Source organism: Acinetobacter lwoffii (assembly GCF_024129855.1).
In the GTDB taxonomy this organism is placed as follows: domain Bacteria; phylum Pseudomonadota; class Gammaproteobacteria; order Pseudomonadales; family Moraxellaceae; genus Acinetobacter; species Acinetobacter lwoffii_L.
Genome location: NZ_JAMXXC010000004.1, coordinates 1 through 17,739, shown reverse-complemented (window position 1 = coordinate 17,739; position 17,739 = coordinate 1). Strand labels below are relative to the sequence as shown.

General features: G+C 35.7%; 10 protein-coding genes. All 10 read right to left on the bottom strand.

The annotated features are described in order from the left end of the window. Window positions 1–21 precede the first annotated feature (21 nt). On the bottom strand, window positions 22–3,753 hold the full coding sequence (locus NI465_RS05015) for a DUF2357 domain-containing protein (protein ID WP_253144499.1): 3,732 nt from the start codon (window positions 3,751–3,753) through the stop codon (window positions 22–24). After that, window positions 3,754–6,228 (bottom strand): DUF8727 domain-containing protein, encoded by a 2,475-nt coding sequence (locus tag NI465_RS05010; RefSeq protein ID WP_253144497.1) that lies wholly within the window; start codon window positions 6,226–6,228, stop codon window positions 3,754–3,756. Beyond that, entirely contained in the window at window positions 6,221–8,260 is a 2,040-nt protein-coding gene (locus tag NI465_RS05005; protein WP_253144496.1) for a hypothetical protein, read from the bottom strand. Before NI465_RS05005 ends, NI465_RS05010 begins: the two co-directional genes overlap by 8 nt. Then, complete coding sequence (locus NI465_RS05000; protein WP_253144494.1) at window positions 8,257–11,796, bottom strand: DEAD/DEAH box helicase; 3,540 nt, start codon at window positions 11,794–11,796, stop codon at window positions 8,257–8,259. The genes NI465_RS05005 and NI465_RS05000 overlap by 4 nt, the downstream gene beginning before the upstream one ends. Next, entirely contained in the window at window positions 11,771–13,276 is a 1,506-nt protein-coding gene (locus NI465_RS04995; protein ID WP_253144492.1) for a protein kinase domain-containing protein, read from the bottom strand. The genes NI465_RS05000 and NI465_RS04995 overlap by 26 nt, the downstream gene beginning before the upstream one ends. Before the next feature lie 56 nt (window positions 13,277–13,332). Continuing rightward, a complete protein-coding gene (locus NI465_RS04990) occupies window positions 13,333–14,061 on the bottom strand; it encodes a PP2C family serine/threonine-protein phosphatase (protein ID WP_010111353.1) in 729 nt (242 codons plus the stop codon). Next, the gene (locus tag NI465_RS04985) at window positions 14,048–14,578 is read right to left on the bottom strand and encodes a hypothetical protein (RefSeq protein WP_010111351.1); all 531 of its coding nucleotides are present in this window, start codon (window positions 14,576–14,578) and stop codon (window positions 14,048–14,050) included. Before NI465_RS04985 ends, NI465_RS04990 begins: the two co-directional genes overlap by 14 nt. Next, the gene (locus NI465_RS04980; protein WP_253144490.1) at window positions 14,565–15,263 is read right to left on the bottom strand and encodes a vWA domain-containing protein; all 699 of its coding nucleotides are present in this window, start codon (window positions 15,261–15,263) and stop codon (window positions 14,565–14,567) included. Before NI465_RS04980 ends, NI465_RS04985 begins: the two co-directional genes overlap by 14 nt. Before the next feature lie 262 nt (window positions 15,264–15,525). Next, entirely contained in the window at window positions 15,526–16,992 is a 1,467-nt protein-coding gene (locus NI465_RS04975; RefSeq protein WP_074964456.1) for a putative CRISPR-associated protein, read from the bottom strand. Window positions 16,993–17,059: 67 nt separating this feature from the next. Beyond that, window positions 17,060–17,602 carry a hypothetical protein gene (locus tag NI465_RS04970; RefSeq protein WP_253144488.1) on the bottom strand — a complete coding sequence of 181 codons (543 nt, stop codon included), beginning with the start codon at window positions 17,600–17,602 and terminating at the stop codon, window positions 17,060–17,062. Between the last annotated feature and the right edge of the window lie 137 nt (window positions 17,603–17,739).

The window sequence follows — 17,739 nt, the reverse complement described above, 5'->3', positions numbered from 1 at the left end:
ATTTATTCTTCCTAATAATTATCAGGCATTATTAACTAATTCAGTAATCATGATTTGATCTGCTCCATCATCCCCTGATAGATAAAGTTTTAATGCATATAGTAAGTCTGGTGTACGATGATAGCCCTCTGGTTTATTTACAACTAATTTAACTCTAGCTACTACTTTAGGTTGTTCAAGCTGATATGCGAGTGCCTCACCTTGTTTATCAGTCATTTTTTCAACTGTACTTAAGAGTTGTGTACTTAAATCGCTATTAAGCGCAAACAGCGAACGTATATTTGGATCTTGGCTTTCTCGCGTACGTAATAGTGCTAATAGCAATTCTAGTCGTAAAATAAATGAATTCCATTTAAAGAACTTATCTTCTTTTTTAAGCCATTTAATCTCTTCTAGTAAATGCTCATTTAATCGATAAGTCAGTGTAATTACTTGTTCTGCTGTTAAACGATGAATCACTGCTTTATCACGCCACATAGCTACGGATAAAATTTCAAGCGTAGTTGCACGTGTACCTCCTGTATCATCACTAGGTGCTAAGAGGTTTTCAAGTAATTGTTGTTGCCATAATTCACTTACATCACCTAAAGCATACTTAAATCGTGTATCTTCATTACGGAGTAAATTTTTATCCTGAGAAGCTTGTAATAAATCATTTACTGCAAGAGGCGGCATTAATTTATGGCAGTAACTCAAGAACATTTTAAGTTCGCTTTCAAGAGTTGTATTAATGCCCTGAGTTACTAATAAATCTTGAGCCTGTTTTATGGCCTGAGTCCCTAAACGGGCGAAATCAGTTGACAACTCTGCTGCATCATTAAAACAACGGGATTGGTCACTAAAAATGAGCATAGGAAAACGCCAACGTTTTGACAGGCCTTTTAGATCGTATTCTGAGATTTCTCCTTGCTCACCGATATTTTCTAACGAAGATCTCCCCTCTTTAGTAAATACATCAGCAGAAAAAATTTGTTTTTCTACATCTAAATCTTTAAATTTGCTTTTATGTACAAAAATGCTTTTATGCTGAGGATGCAATTCATAAAATCCAAAATCCTTAGCAGAAACCCATTTAATATCTTGGTAATTAAAATCAAACCTTTTTGAATTTCGTCCATGTAATTTAAGATGATATATATCATCAAGTTGATTTAAATTCCGTTCAATCCATTCAATAATATTAGTTTCCCTTTCTTTACCAGGGTAGGTAAATAGTTTTTCGAATGTAACTTTCTCAGGAAAAATAGGAATCGCAACTACTTTACTTTCATTATCATCAATCTTTTTACCCCATTGTGCATCCACATGATGAAAAGGTTTTTTTTCACCTATTGGAGAAAAACGTAATTTATAGGGTTGTTCATCGCCATAAGTATAAGTGAGTGTTAGTTTACAGTCGCAGGGCATTTTAAGTGGTTGTCTTAGCGATAACAGTAATGAAAATATCTGTTTATGACTATTTTTACCTTGATAAATAGTAAAACGTATCTCTTCCTTATCTGGTGGCAACGTAAAGGGAGTTTCTATTGGAATATTGATCGCAACACCACGCTCTGGTTTAACCGAAGTACGAGTATCAACAAAGTAAAAATTTTGCTCAATACCTTGCACGGGTAAACGGGCCATCAATGGAGGCAAATGATCTTTCCAAAAGATCTTATGTGGCGCTAAAAATTGCTTTTCTAATAAAATTTGTGACCCTAAAAGAGGATCACTAGCTAACCACTGTGTAGATTTGATTCCATTTTGTTGTTTGATTGCTGTAGAAACTGAAAGAAAGTATGTTTTTTCTTCTTTTTTCTGTAATACAGAGGTTTCTTTCAATAAAACATCAAAAATATCAATATTTTCTACTTTAATTCCAGCTGGTACACGATACCAGTTCTCACCATCATGTAGTACTAGCTGTGCCTTATTTAACACTATTTCGCTATAACTATAGAGTTGAATAAATTTCTTCGCTATATGATGAGGTAAGCCAGAATTAACTAAGGCTTGCTGTAATAACTGTTGTTCACCTTGTTGAGAAAGCTTAATAGATGGGTGCCTTTCAAGGTAAGTCTCTCCAATCTGTTCGCCGCAACGATAATATACAGGCGTAGCATAAATACCGACTTGGTCTGAACTTAATACCATAATCAAATCATTAGGTTTAAAAATTTTTTTATCCAATAAAGCATAGACTGCTGCAATACTTATTGGTAATGGATTTACATTACTAAAATTACGATTAATTTCTCGGCGTAAATCACTCGTTTCAAAGTCACTATGGTGATCTCTCACCAAGTAATGCATCCCTTTATTTACTCGAATTTGAGTCGTTAATAACGTTGCAAAACTATTCAACTGATAATTATAGAGATCACTATTATTAACCTGAGCTAATTCTTTCGTGCTAAATACACATTCATGATCTGATAATGATAGGCTTTGACTACAGTCTAAGCCTGATGCATCAAGAAAATTTGGTCCTATCCAACCTACTTTATCATTACTTTTAAATTTATAACTAGCACCATCAAACATTACTGAGACAAAGTCACTCGATATCTGAACTTGTGGATTTTTCTTCAGCTTAAGTCCTCTATCACCTTGTAGTAAATCGTTAACAAGTCTTTTAGCCACTCTAGAAAAATTTCTTGGCATCGCTCTTTGCCAAGAAGTATTTAAATCAGCACTATCAACATTAGAATTGACTTTTAAATCAATCAAACCATCTACACATCGGAACTCTATTCGCCAAGTCTGTGTTTGCTCTGCTCTCACTCGACGCTGTATTTGGATATCACCATCAATTGTGAGTGACAATAGCAATTCGGCATGAGGCATTATTTTTGCACAACTCTTTGCTACATTATTACCAAGATCGAGAACCAAAACCTCAACTAAATTTTCTTCTTCCGTATGTTTAACAGCTGGGCTTGCTGATAAATCATCAAGCTTAAAGTCCCAAGCCTGATCTAATACTAGACAATTTTCTATACTTGCGAGTTGCTTAAGTAATTCACTAAATAGATTAAAACCAGAAGCGATACCATTTTTTTGTTGGCATTCACAATCATCTTCTAGGCGATTTAACAATCGCCATGATCGCCAAACTTTTCTATATTGTTTATCTTGTAATAATACATTGTTAGGTGGCATATGCTGCCATGGTTTAATCGCAAAAAACTCCTCCTGTCGTAAAATTTTCTGTATTGAATCAATAAAAGTCTCTTGCTGCTCTGTTAATTTGAAATTCGCTGCTTGCCGATCTAAGAGTAAACCTAAAGCACGAATTAAGAATGTTTTTAACAAACGATTTTCAAGCGTATCAAAGCTCATCTTACGCGTAGCAGCTAAAATATGCGGATTAGCTGCTAATTTTTCACGCAGATTATTGCCAGGTTTACGACTTAACCACTGCAAAGAACGGCTATCGAGGCGTTGTGCTAAGTAAACTGGGGTCATCTCATGAACTCTATTAATCGTTTGTCGAGGCATAATCAGAATATTGTTAATAGCATCAACAGCATGATCAATTAGATAAGTAAAACGATCCTGTAATTCAGTATTTTCGAGTGCATGGCCATCGTGACTTAACCAATGACTCATTCGTTGTGGTAATGCTTCACCTGTGAGCGGATCAAAGGTAAGATTAACCAAGTAGAAATGCTGTCCCTGTAATAATTGCTGTGCAATAAATTCCTGTGCTGTATAGCGACCGTATAGTTGCCCAAAGTCGTTCAACTTTTCATTTGCAAAGTTGATCATTTAGACTCCTTGTACCGACTCTTGCTGAACATTAGTTTTTTGATCTGATGACACCGTAGGGGTTGCTAGCTTAAATAGTTCTTGATAGCGTTCATTGCTCTGTTCATTGTTCAAATAATCTGCACTTACCCAATTAAATTGCCCATGTCCTATACGCATCGCCTTATCAAAATCATCAAGAATATCTAACTTTTCTTTAACTAAAATTTCGCGAATTGGATCTAAGCAATGCTGTTTGGCATATCCACGTGTCTCTATCCCACGTAATTTAGGCATTACCTTCTGTACTAATTGATCCTCAAAGGCAAACTTTAGCGCCTCTTTATATTCATCAGGGTATTGCTGTGCATCCAATCCTATAACCAATGGATGATTCACCATATAATATTCAATTGATTGCCAAACACGATGTCCTAATGCTTTCCCATCAGCCCCCAAACAATTATTAATATTTTCAATTAATTGCTTATAAGGTTTTACAATCTCATCTGATAAGCTACTTTGTTTATTAATCCAACCCCACCAAATGCTCATTGGGAGTAAATTTGCTTGTTCAGGCAATGCTCTAAGTTTTTCACGACGATGCAATGAAGTTGGACGAGGGAAGTAGATTGAAGTACCTCGGTCAATCACCTTATCTGATAATGATTTAGTCGTTTCATCTTGGTTCATAGTACCTGCAAACAATAAGTTACGACCAAGAGATAATTTATAAGGATCTATATTAGAACCTAAATTAATATCGATGTAAGGTAGATCATTATTTTTCGCAGCACGGCGTTGCTCTAACTTACTCAGAAAGTCGGCAAAGTAAAGTTCAACATGAGCAAGGTTCATTTCATCAAGTAATACCAAACTTACAGTATCTTCAAGACCATTATAATTATCTTCTGAGTTTTCACTGTCTGTTATTAACTTCTCACGACTTTGTACAAGAAAATTCAGCATCGGTTGAGCTTCATAACTATTACTGATCGAGTTAAAATAGCCCAACATTGATTCTTGTGAATCCCAATTTGGTTGTACAGGCACATTAATAAAATTTATCCCCCCAAAACGGCTATATAACTTAGGTAACTCAGATTTACCTGTACCACTCACACCGGCTAAGACTGTTAAAGGTGACCATTCAGCAATTTTGAGTGCTGTATGGAAGGCACATAAAATACGGTTTGAAAAATGTAGCCCATAGTCATCAATCTTTGACCGAATAGTTTCAAGCCAGTCTAGTTCATTAATAGATTTTTCTTGACGACGTGGCACAAACTTTTCAATATGAGGACGCTTAATATTTCTAAGCCGTGCCTTAATATCTGCTGGATCTTTATAAGATGGACTAACTCGATCCAAGGTCTCTTTTAATTTATTATTATCTGCAATAACTGCCTCATATCTTACTTCAAGACTATTAAACTTAGTTTGCAAACGTTCTTGGTCATATTCTAACTGCTCTTGAGTATCCAAATTTCGTTGCAGTTCGCGTTTTTCGTCCTGTAGCTTCTGATTAGCTTGCTCTAGCTTTGCAACTTCAGCACGATGGTTATCGTAATATTGCTCTGGTTCCTGACTTAGGCGTTGGAGCTCTTCACGCAATACTTTTAACTCTTCATTCTTAGTCGTAAGATCGTGCAACACCTCCTCTGCTGAGCGGTCACCTAACAGTTTTTTAAGCTCATCATAGGCACTATACAATTCTTCTTGCTGTTTAATACGATCTAACAAACGCTGTTTATCTGATTCAAACTGTTTCTCATTTTGTTCAAACTCCTGTAAACGGGTCTGAATACGTTCTGCAATTTTTTGCTCAAGAGAATCTTGTAATGCATCGACTTTTACTCGATCAAGTTTTACATCATTTTGGTCAGTAATTAACTTAGCTTGCTTTTTATCAAACTCTTGTTTGCTTTTTTCAAGATCATCTCGACGCTGCTGAATCTCTGTTTCAAGCACCTTAAAACATTTTTCACGCTGCTCTTGAATCTCCTTATCTAATTCAGCTCTTGCTTCAGAGCGTTTCTGTTGTAATTCTCTCTGCAAATTAGCTCTTTGCTCTGCAAAATCACCATCAACGATTTCTTGCACTCGATCAAGTCGCTCACGTTCTGCTTCTAACCGCTGCTGTTGATTTGCTACATCTTGTAACTGTTGTTTCAACTGTAGTTTTGAATCTGCAAGTTGTTGATCACGCTCCGCAAAAATTTTGTCTCGAAGAGCCGGTAAACCTTGCTCTATTTCTAGCTGCCGAACCTCTTGCTGTTGATGGCGTGTTTCAAGTTCAAGACTACGAGCATGATTATCCTCTTCCTTTTTAATAGCAGCCTGTTCACGCAATTTCACAAATTGAAGTTGGCGTTCTACTTCTTTTTGCCCTTCTATTAATTCTAGCTTTTGCTTTGCCAGCTCTTCTTTTTGCCCTGATAACATCTGAGTATTTTCAACCTGATCTTTGTCATGCTGTTGCTGTTTTTTATCCACAATATTGCTCCATTAAAATCTTAATTAATTTAAATACCGCTTTTTCAATTTCTTTTAAAGTTTCATGCTGACCTAAAATTGGACCAGAATGCCCCCGTATCTTGATTAAATAATCTATCGCTGTGATTAACTTCTCAGCAAATGGAAATTCTTTTCTCTGCTGATCGGTAATCTGTGCCCAAAAAGCAATAAAATTTGCACCAAGAGTTGTATTACAACCATTAAGTGACTGCTGCACTTTATTTGAGTTAGTTTTGCTAATTTGTTTAGCACCTAAAGTTACTAACTGACTTTTTATAAATTCGATGTCGTTTGCTTCATTTACATCGAGGGACTGACACGCTTGATAGAAAGCATGCTGTAAGGCACCTGCTAAAGCATTTGTTCTATCTCTAGCATCCTCTAAATTGGCAAATACTAAAGCATCAAATAACCCTTGATAAACACGCTCATTCATTACGCTTCGCATTATTCCAAAATGCTGATTTAACTTATAGTTAGCTTCACTTCGGATATCCTCTTTAAGCCAATTAGGAGTAATTTGCTCTGATACTTGATTATCATTACTCTTCAACCAATCTGATACAATTTCACGTATTCGCTCTACAAGCTGATGAATAAATTCAATTTGCTCAAAACCAAGTTCATTACGCACAGTATTCGCATCCTGATGATCAATCGGATTTCGCCAACGGCGCAATTTAGCGATATCATTTAATAACTCTGGGTAGGCTTTAGCGAGCCCTCTCATGGGTTGCTGTTCATCATTCCTTGCTAAAAGCAAATGACAAAATAATAAGGCTGACATTTCAGGTTGCTCTGCCTTGAGATAAATAATACTACCCTTATTTGTCTTTAGTAATTTATTAACAAGCTTGCCATCTTTAAACTTAAAACCTATCTGTAATGCGATTTTCTCTGCTTCATTCGCATTGCGTTGTGGATCGCTCGAAAGTTCAGAAATACAGCGTTCAAGCTTAGAAAATGCATAACATTCCGCTAGCATTTTCTCAATCTCGTAATAGCTCTTACTCACAAAAGATAATAAATTATTTTCGTATTCAGACTGATCGATAGAATTTTTTACTTGGCTGTTCTTTAACTCCTCGTAAAGCTTAGCTAGTGATTTTGATTTTTGCATACCCTTAAGTGGATAGTTTTTTCGGCTTTTTTGATATAGGATTTCATATGCTGTTTTAATAGATAAATTACTATCATGATTTTTCCTATTATTAAAACCTCTCGTAAATCTATCCTGAATACCTGAACGAAAACCATCACTTACATATAAGGAATATGTACCAGACACCATAAAAGCATAGCAATGTAGATAAACTAATTCACCATCCGAATTTACTGAAATAGTCCCCTTAGTTGTAACAAAACCATCGTTACGAGTTTTACCAAAAGACAATTCCATTTTCTTTTTTTGTTGACGAAAACGTTTAATAATATCAATTACATCACGCTCATTAGGCGCATTTTTAGAAACTGTTTCACTAAACAAGGGGATTGCTCTTATTGGTGTAGGATTACCTACAGTCCCTTGCCAAAACTCAACTAAGCCGTCATCATTTGCTTCAACATTAATTGATGTTATTTCACCACGAGTGATTATTGGCAACCAACAGTGATTAATCAAATCAAAATATATACTTGCACCAATAACCTGTGTTTGATTATTATTAATTTGATCAAGGATTTGTTCACCTACAGGTGTTAATCTCAATCTATCGGTGATTAAGTCTAATTGCTGTAATTTAAGGCTTAGAAACTCTACAAGGCTAGACTTGCCATCCTCATTCGTAAGCCCCATTTTTTGGCTTAATCTCTCTAGATCACTTTCTCCCTCAGCTAATAAACGTAATAATGTACTCTCAAATAGATTTAAGTCTTGATCTGCTTTCGCTTGTAATGAAATCGCAAAACGTAAGCATGGCCATAAAATATCCTGCGTCGCTTTAGCATGATATTGAGCAATAGAGTGTGGCTGATGCAATACTTTAAATAATTTAGGGATATGTAGATTCATGTAAGCAATACTCCTTGCGCATGATTCTTACACAGCTCATAAAATGCTTTTAATTCAGGTACTGACTGTTCCGCTATGGGTGCTTGAATCAACTGACTATCACCGACAAGAACCAATGCCTTTTTCTGTCGTGTTACAGATACACATAATCTGTTTTTAGACATCAGGTGACCAAATACTTGTTGTTGTTGCTTTGCTGAAAAATTAAGATCTTTCAGAAATTGTGAGTTTTGTGATTGAGAACGAACCATTGATAAAAAGACTACATCGAATTCCATACCTTGAAAAGAATCTACAGTACCAATCCGTAGACGCTCTTCTATAGGTTTGCCTGCATGATCAAAAAGCATTTGATAGTGTTTAGTAACAACATAATTTCCGGCTTCATCTTGTTCAGTAATTTGGTATTTCGCAAGTGCTTTCATTACTTCATTTACTTGAGCTTTATAAAAAGAAATCACACCAAAACTAAGATTTTTACCTTGTTCACTATCAATCCATTGCTTTAATTTCTTAGCAATCATCTCTGCTTCAGCCTTTCTAAATCGGCTCTTACTGGCATTACGATCCTCATTCCCCAGCCGTGCTGGTGCATCTATCCATATAGCTGCTTTATTTTCTATCCCTTCAAGTTGATGAGAAAATTTACTGGCTGGTAGAGGTGATTCATACCCTTCCCCATACAGCTTATAAAATTGATCACTAGCAAATTGTCCTAATAAAGGATGACTACGATATTGTGCATCTAACGTGATCGTTCTAGGAATGCCATCTTGTTGCTCCAATTGCTTAGCACGATGAAATAAATATTGGAACATACTACTTGTTATATGCTGATTAAATTTTTCTTTTATATCCGCATGGATATCATCTGACTCCTGCTCCATCTGCTGCAATAAAGCTTCATCAACAATATGTGGTAGTTGACGATGATCACCAACTAAAATAATACGATCTTTTGCTTGCACCATAGGAATCATCAGATCTCGGGGGCTAGCACGAGCAGCTTCATCAATGATCACCGTGCTATACTGCAGATAACCTTTTCCATCGCCACTTTTTGATTTAAAACGACGAATGACTTCGCCCTCAGATTGCCCTGTTGTCGCCCCATAAACTAAATTGTATTCTGCTAATGCTTCTTGCACTAGATGCGGATTACCCTCTAAATCACTCAAATAATCTATTAAGGCTCTATTTTTAGATTCATTACGACTACGATCTTGCAGCAAATCAAGTGTACGTTGTATTGCTAACTTCACATCTTCTCTAGCTAAGTTGCGTTTGAGTTGAGGACGTGGTGTAAACTGCTTTAATAATTGTTGCTTTACTTCTTTTAATTGAGGTAAAAAATCTAGATTATTTTTTGGTTGCCAAATCATAGCTTGTTGTAATATATCTAAATACTTTTTCTCAATAGTGATCTCTTCCTCATCCAACCAAGCCATTAATGCTGCAACTCTCTGCACCCCATCATCCTTAAATGCTGGTTTTGATAGCCGTAATGCACGTAAAAATCTTATGCCATCGCTCTCACCTAAATGCTGACTATTCAGTTCAGTACCAAGAATCTTTAATAAACTTATCAACTCAGCACTATTTGGTATTCCAATTAATAATGCTTTTGCTTTGTTCACTAATCGTAAAGCTGCACTGTCACTTGGTGTTGTCGCATACGCTATAGCTTCATTTTCAAGCTGTAAATAAGCAATACTTTCTTTCAACTCAGGCACATGCTGATAGATGTTTCCAACAGTTTTCAATCGCCATTCATCTAATTTAATATCAGTAGCATTATTTTGTTCTTTCTCACCTGAACGCTGCCCAAATTTAATTGCAGGCAAGTCATTTACTGATAAACGATTTAATAGATTCTCAACCGCATCATGCTGATAACCTGAAACCAAAATATCACCCTGTATTGACTTACTCTTATCCAATTCCTGATTAAGACGTTCTATAATGGCGGTGATAACAGTCGTTTTACCCGTCCCTGGTGGCCCTTGAATAATCATGATATCAGGAGTATTCAAAGCAAGTTTAATCGCTTTTTCTTGAGTTTTAGTTGGTGGATTTTTAGGAAATATTTTAGTTTTAACAAAACTCGATAATGGTTTTATTTCAGGACGCTGAACACGTCCACTTGGTAATCTAGCATCTTCCTCGATAAGCAATCCTAAATGAGGCATCGCACTTTTACCCTCAATAATTGCATTACGAGCTGCCATCCGTCGCTCAATCTGCACTTGATCACCCATAATAGATTGTACAATAATCATTTTAGTCGACGGTATATCAACTCCTTCTACAATAAGTCGATTTTGCTCAACTTTAACAATTTTTAAAATTTGGCTTGGCTCATTAGCTACTGATGCCACATTATCTTGGTACTCAGCATCTGTACTCACTGAATTAGATTGTTGATCCCAATTTGAAAGATTGCTATCAAAGCCCTTTTTTTGTTTATAGTCCTCAAGTAATTGTGAACTAAATGTCTGCCAATCCATCTCAGGATCTTCGAGATAAGGAACCGAGGTTTCAGGGCTCATCATTAACAATGCATCTTGAGTTGTTAATAAAGTGCGTAGATCTCTATTCAAATAAATAGACATCTGTCTACCAAACTCACCATAGACTTCACACTGTTCAGGCATCACTTCTATGCAACCAATTTCTCTAGCACGCTTAAGTAACTGTTCACCCTCTGTACTTCCATATTTATCCCAAGTGGCTAAATATCCTTTTTGATTTGTAATAATTTTACGCATCTGCTGAGAAGCAAGAGAAGCCACCTGTTTTTGTTGTTCGCTAAAACTGAGCTGTAATCTCACCAAACGAAGTGCACGTGTTGAAGTTGAACAAGCACGACTCACGAGCTTGCGTACCCCTAAATAATCAAAATCTACTGCAGAATATTGTTGTACTGCCAATTGCAAATTATTGCCCAATAAAACTAGACCATTTTTAATTTTTTGCTGTGGTTCTTTATTAGTCAAATTATGATTATCTTCATTTTTTTCAATATACTTAAGTTGATCTAGTGCGCTTTCTCCCAACATCACAATTGCATACTGTTGCTCTAACTCATCAGATAGGCTAAAACTACAATATTGTTCAAGCGCTACTTGAATAGTCTCGAAACTCTCACCTAAACCTACAGATTTTGCTTGTTCTAATGTTCTCGGGTCTAATACAATATCAATTGGGCCTAGTTCAATTTCAGAACCATTAAAGGACACCATTGCCAACTCAAGCTGTACACTATCTTTAGGCCAATCCTTTTGTTGATGTACTCGACTGATCTCAATCAGATTAGCATTCGCTCGATCAAACCCAAGTACTATCTCATTAAATAAAATAGGCTCACGCAAAGTAATCGTAAATAATTTTCCATGAATAACTAGCTGTAACTGACCCGTTCGTGAACTCAAACGTAACTGGCCTAAATCTCCTTGTTTAAAAGAAATTCCTTTACTATCTAGCGGTTCTATCCAAAAAAGATGATTTATTTCAATATTGAGTTGTTTGAATCGCATTATTTTCCTTAACCTTAATCTCAATAATTACCGAGTAAGGAGCATGTAGATATAACTGTACACCTTCCTCTATCTGCTGCTCATTCAAAAACCATTGGTTCGTTAATTGCTGAACATGATTATTATCCAGAATATCTACTCGTACATCCTCTGCTGAAACATAGAGAAACCTATCCCGATCAAATTGATTCACCTCAATCATTGGCATATTGTGTTGATCTATATCAAAATCACCAGATATCCGCCGTGGTAGTTGGATATTTTGACCATCAATAAAAGGAGTAACCCAAGTCCAAATTGGATCACTTACCCCCTCTGATGTATAAAAATAACTAGTAGCGACCAAAAGTTTTGAATGATGTTCATTACAATATGGACAAGACTGTGTATCATTTGTAGATTGATAATAAAAACTCATACCACAATGGCATTGAATAGAACTATCTGCTGCTTTAGCCAATAGCCTCGGTAATGAGTGAAGACTCGGACGTTGCCAAGGCTCTTTACGTCCTTTTCCGAACATTCTTTGAAAAAAATATAGTACATCGGGTGTTAAAACCAATTCAGCAGGTAATCCATTGACTCGTGAATTACTATTGTCTTCAGCATCAAATATAAACGGAAGCTCGCCTTGTGCTGCTTGAACTTCTAAATTAGGCTTACTACTTTCTGAATCGTCTGTTGCCCAGTCATCTTCATCACCTACGACATCACTAAAAAGTTGTCCTTCAAAAGCATTAGACATCGTGAGAATTTTAAATGCTAATAATGCTAATGAGTAAGTATCACTAACAACTCTACCACCATCAATACCTTTAACTATCTCCGGTGCACCATATTGTGGAGTGATTACACCAGACTTCGAACTTACCCCTTCAAAGCGCAAATTATCCGCATCTATCATCCACACTTCACTATGCTCTGGCTTAGTTGAGCAGTAAATATTATCTGGAGAAATATCCATAAATATCACTCCTACACTATGTAATCTTAATAACTCGATAGAAGTCTGGCTCAATAGTTCTAATCTTCTCTTAGTACCGCCAGTGTTAGCATACATAGCCAATGAGTAAGCAACTTCTAAAGGAACTTCCTCACTCAACCAACTAGGACGAGTGAAAGTTTTAGCAAGTTGCTTATTCAAAATTTGCGGCAACCATTTTCCTATCGGTTGCATATCTTGCATCATCTGCATCACATAACCAGCCTGCCCTTCAAGCAAATAAAGTGGTCTCGTAATATGCATTTTATTGGTTAATGGCAACAGATAGAGGTTTTCAAACCGCTTTTGAAAATGATTGATTTCTTCCTTATCCGTTAATTCTTTACCATTTTTCAGTGGCATTTTAACTAACAACTCGGAATCTGCTGTTCTATATACAACCCCTTGTCCACCTTTTCCTAACTCTTTTTTCAGCTCATGCCATTGAGATAATTGATCTTTCACCCGAGTAAGTTTTTGTTCTTTTTGCTGTTGCATATAAAGCTTCCCCTGTAGCTCTTAACTAGAGCACTCAAACATATATCCAACAATGATTAACGATATAAAGCAGCGATAGTCTTATCATCGCTATGACCTGTCACCGGCCAATCGCTTATCCAATGCTTTACATCTAAAGTAACTTCAATATCTGATAACAGACGATATTGGTTCAACAGTTCACGATAGAAATCAATACGATGCTCAGAAGCTAAATCATCAGCAATCCCATCTGTAACTAAAAAGCAAGCCTCTAACTCTACAGTTGGCTGTACACAAAATTTCCATTTTTCAACCTGATTTTTTTTACCTAATGAGTATGTTTGATTGGCAAATAAACTTTCATCTTTATCAGTTAAAAAATGGATCTGTTGCTCATTTTTAACCGACGTAATGATGCAGCAATCACCATCCCCAATGTGAGCAATAAAAGTACTATCTCCAAATACAATAGCGAAGAGTGCTGTACAGCTACATTGTTCAACTTCAGCCCCATTCAGCTCTTCTAACCAAAAACTATGAAACAACTCAATAACAGATAATGGTTCAATTACTAATGTACTCATATAGTGTCGAGCAACTCTCACTACTGCTCGACATACCGCTTGAGAACCAATATGAGATAAAGGCTTACTTCCTAAACCATCAGACACAGCAATCAAGACCAACTCATTATCAAGTTCTAAGTGACAAGCATCTTGATTAGGTAATCCAAGGCGTTGATGAAACGGCCCTATTTCGGTACCACTGAAACCTCGCCATACTAAACTATTACCAGTCATCATCATTCGATTCATTTTCAATAATATGAGTTAAATCAACTCTGCGCGATGGAATCATGGCTACAATTTCGGATCGCAAAATCATATGTAAAACTTGATCTAATTGTTCTGCACGATAGCAATTATTAGATAGCGTATTTAAGTGTGGCAGATCCGCATCACCACCTACACCTATCAGATATAAATGATCGAGTTGGCTTAATTGAAACCGCTGTTGTGCATTTAACTTAAAGTAACCATCTGTCAATAGCAAAAATTTGACGTCTGGGTTTCTTTCAATCCACTTACAAAGTGCATCAACATTCCCCTCCCCGCTAGTGCTAGGTAATTCAACATCACTTCCAACTGACCAATGAAGTTGTGTAATATTCTCTTGCCAGCTGAAATAACATATATTGGTGTCATGTTGCTCAGTAAATTGCCTGATATAGCGTACTAAGTTAACCAACAACATTGGCTTACCATACTCCACCATACTTCCAGAACAATCGATAATGCAGTGAAGCTTAGATAAACTCATCTGACTCTTCTTGCTGTTGATTTTGCTCTTGCTTAACCAATTGCTCTATTTCTTCTGGTTTAGGCACAACATTGGCATTTTGACTATTGGTACGAGTAGTAACTGACATGGTCACAAATTTAAAAAACTCTTGAATTTGTGAAGCATCTTGAGCTGTGAATACTTTATTCTCTGTACCCGAGATAAATTCGTTAAGTACGGTATTAGAAGCTGCACCACCAATTGCCATTGCCATACGGTCACACTTATTTGAGCGCCCATCATTAACTAAAGCACGTAAAGGTTGTTGCCAAGAATCAGTTGGTTCACCATCTGAAACTAGAACAATTGTTGGACGATATGCACGTGATGGCGTTGTTTCCTTGTCTTCAATCATTGCTTTTGCCATCGAAAAAGCTGTACCCATTGGGGTACTACCACTTACTGTAAGGTCTTGCCACTCGATATCTTTGGCTGAAGTATAAGGTGTGTGAAGGAGAACTTTTGCACCAAAAGTAATAATTGAAACTAAGATCTCTACCTCATTTTTTTCTGCACTGGCAAAGTCTGAAATCATTTCTTTTACAGCAATATTAAGTTTTTTAATACTCTCCCCCCCCATACTACTACTGACATCTAACAGTAGTAATACTGGCAAAGGTTTTGCTTTAGCAACTGTAAAATTAGCAGGGTTAAATCCAGCCATAATTTATCCTCTTATTATCTTAAATATATAATTAACAAATAATTAAGCACATGTATTAACACAGCTACGTCTGACCACCTGAACTCTTAGTAAACTATGCTTAAACAAACTGCTATCTTCACTTACAATTTCTGTGTAAATTTACAATATCATATTTAAATAAAAATTCTTCAATAGCAAGCTTGCCAACTATATAATTCACTGTAATATTTCACTCATAACGATAGATTCTTACTGTTGATTTTTAGGGGGGATTACCAAATTACCTCCCTCCTTTAACTACATAAAAAAGTCTTGAGAAGAAACCTTTGGATATTAATTTTTTAGTGGATTTCTGCTGTTCAGCAAGTTGTTTTTCCAATGCTTGATAATTTATTTCAGCGTGTGTTTTTTGTTGTTCTAATTCTAATTTAGTGTCTACTATACATTGACTTAACTCTATTATTTTTTGATTAAGCACTTCAAGCTGATCTTTTTCCTCTAATTTATCCAAGTCATTATTGTCCATTACTTCTTCTAGAGTTTTAATTTTTTCTATTAAATACCGATTTTCAATGAGCAATTGATCTCTTTCCCTTAATAAATCCATATCATTACTTTGTGACTTGCCTACATTTTCAGTTATTTCCCATTGCTGATACTTAAGATTTTTTGCCATTTTCTCATCATATTTTGGTAAATCACGCTCATAAATTTCATGTGTTCGAAAAGCATAAGCTACATAAAAAGCATTATTTTTGACAAAACCAGCTAAACGTTCAGCAGTAGCATTTTGCTTAATCACGATTAAATTAGTTTCATGCCATTTTTCACTATGTTGATTACGCCATAATGGATTCACACTATTTTTAATTAATCGCTTTAAAGCTAACGCTGGTTGTGTATTATCATATTGGAGTTCATCTATCACATTCTGGCTAACTATAGGATAGGAATTACGATTCTCTATCGATAAAAGTACTTCAGCAAGAGGAGAAATCGTTACCATATTATCGCCAATAGGCTCAATAAATGAAGTAAATAGCGGTTTTTCCTGCTCAGTATAATCAATAATACAAGCGTAATATTCTTGCTCAGCTATAGCCGTTTGCTCATCAATACGCTTCAATGCCGGCACAACACGATTGTAAATATCAATGTCAAAACTAAATGGCAGGGGGGGGAGATTAATCAATTGTTCCGCATGTTCAAATATATATACACTACGTTTTCCATATAACATCCCTAATACTGTTACAAATGGAATCACTCCTTTATAGCCACCTGTTGGATTTAAGATCAAATCATATTGGTAATTTAGGTTATCATCCGTTAAATAAGCCAATATTGTGGTGACTAACTCACGAAATCCTTGTTCTTTTAATGATTTTACATCATGTACTTGTAGCCCCTTAATACGCTTAATTTCAATATTTTGTTTCGCAAGACCAAAAATTTGTTCAATATTTTTTTTTAATTCATTAGCGCAAGCTTTACTCGCCGCATTATCTGCTGCTAGCAAAACCACTTTACTCATTGTTGTCAAACCTAATCGTTCAAGAGAATTAATCTCGGCAGATATTTTATGTATGGTGTTTTTAAGTCCTGTAACACGCAGATTTATTTGTTGCTCAAATATTTTTGTATCCTCTTCCCATGCATGACCTGGATTAAAGTATTCAAGTTGCAACTCACAACCATTGGCAATAGAAGTACCTATAGTACAAATAACACATTTATCTTTTTGCATTAACTTACCTTTATCATATAATTTAAATAAAAATTAAACCTATTGGATTGTTTATTTCTTAATCTATCTAACATTCAATGATTACAGTCTCAGACATAAAATAACAAACCTCATGTTGCTGTGTATTGTACTCATTACTCCCTATCTCAATAGCTTCAACCACAATCGCTTCAAGCCATTTTTTAAATTGTCCATTAATTTTAGAACGAATTTGCTGAAGCCAATCTTTTTCGAATGGCCTTATATCTGTTAATTTTGACAAAGTTTCGGCAGAACACTGCTCAACCATTTCCCTATCAACATTAAAAGAAGTAAATACTCGACTATCGCTAGAAACCATTGAATACATTTTCAAGTAAGAAGCGCTATATTTAGTATCAGCACAAAACTGCCGAGTAATATTAATTCTTCTTTCAGGTTGTTGAGATAACCAAAGATAAAATGCTAGTTCTTTCGGTGGAAGTTTAATCTCTATACCATTTACTAAAATACATTTTTTATTAAATATTATTTGGACCTTAATGCTTGTATTTTTATAAGTATTTAATAATGCAATAGTCTTACTAAAAGACTTTCTTTCCATCTGATTTATAAAGCTTGGATCAACCATATTTCGCATTCGCACAAATGGAATCTCTGCAAGAGTAACTTTTGCTGGCTTTGTTGCACAAACCTAGCCTATAAGGTTTATTCAGTCCTATAATTTCAAAATGAATAAACCTACTCCTAAAACTTATCGTACAACCA

Coding starts and splice junctions, on each gene's coding strand:
- NI465_RS05005 (WP_253144496.1), bottom strand. CDS start 8,260: ATGAATCTACATATCCCTAAATTATTTAAAGTATTGCATCAGCCACAC.
- NI465_RS04975 (WP_074964456.1), bottom strand. CDS start 16,992: ATGCAAAAAGATAAATGTGTTATTTGTACTATAGGTACTTCTATTGCC.
- NI465_RS04990 (WP_010111353.1), bottom strand. CDS start 14,061: ATGATGACTGGTAATAGTTTAGTATGGCGAGGTTTCAGTGGTACCGAA.
- NI465_RS04995 (WP_253144492.1), bottom strand. CDS start 13,276: ATGCAACAGCAAAAAGAACAAAAACTTACTCGGGTGAAAGATCAATTA.
- NI465_RS04980 (WP_253144490.1), bottom strand. CDS start 15,263: ATGGCTGGATTTAACCCTGCTAATTTTACAGTTGCTAAAGCAAAACCT.
- NI465_RS05000 (WP_253144494.1), bottom strand. CDS start 11,796: ATGCGATTCAAACAACTCAATATTGAAATAAATCATCTTTTTTGGATA.
- NI465_RS04970 (WP_253144488.1), bottom strand. CDS start 17,602: ATGGTTGATCCAAGCTTTATAAATCAGATGGAAAGAAAGTCTTTTAGT.
- NI465_RS04985 (WP_010111351.1), bottom strand. CDS start 14,578: ATGAGTTTATCTAAGCTTCACTGCATTATCGATTGTTCTGGAAGTATG.
- NI465_RS05015 (WP_253144499.1), bottom strand. CDS start 3,753: ATGATCAACTTTGCAAATGAAAAGTTGAACGACTTTGGGCAACTATAC.